We start from the raw sequence: 699 nt of genomic DNA on the forward strand, positions 1-699 counted from the left end.
GTCTCGGCCCACCCAGTCGAGGATCTGGGCAATCCGGGATTTCTTGCCTTCGCGTTCCTGCGAGCGCAGCGTCGCGTAGGTCGTGAACAGGATGCCCTCGGCAAGGCGGATCGGCGTGCCCTGCCGATAGCGCGACAGCGGCTGGACGACAAGTTTTTCTTGGCCAAGTGCTGCCCAATCTCGCTGAGCGTCCTCAAGCAATTTGTCCGACTTGGAAATCCAGATCGCACGGCGGCGCCCCTGCAGCCAATTGTCGAGGATGATGCCTGCGACTTGCCGTCCCTTGCCGCAGCCGGTTCCATCGCCCAAAAACCATCCACGGCGGAAGCGGACAGCGTTCGCAGCCCCTTCTGGCGCGGCCGAGACGGCATCGCAGGTGTCGTCAACCGTCCAGGTGCCGGCGAGATGGCCGCAATGGGCTTCGCCGGCATAGATGACGCTTTCGAGCTGGGCGTCCGACAGCAGGCCCTCGTCGATGATCGCATCAGGAAGAAGCGGCCGATAGGAAGGTTTTGGCGGCGCGATGGCGGCCATGGCGGCTGACTGCACGAGCGGCGTCGGATGCGGCTTTGCGCGGGGAATGTCGATCGACTGGAGCGCGTAGGGTTCGTAGATCGTGTCGGTGAGCCGGCCGCCGTCCTCCGGCATCCAGTCGCGCAGCTGATAGGCGAGGGGAACAGCCGGGGTGGTGCTCGCGAT

Annotated in this window: 1 protein-coding gene; it reads right to left on the bottom strand. The window is 64.8% G+C overall.

Annotated elements, in window-relative coordinates:
* Nucleotides 1-699: strawberry notch family protein (locus tag EN993_RS36475; RefSeq protein ID WP_206532498.1), on the bottom strand; the 699-nt coding region annotated here is incomplete at both ends.

This window comes from Mesorhizobium sp. M7D.F.Ca.US.004.01.2.1 (assembly GCF_003997785.1).
Taxonomy (GTDB): Bacteria; Pseudomonadota; Alphaproteobacteria; order Rhizobiales; family Rhizobiaceae; genus Mesorhizobium; species Mesorhizobium loti.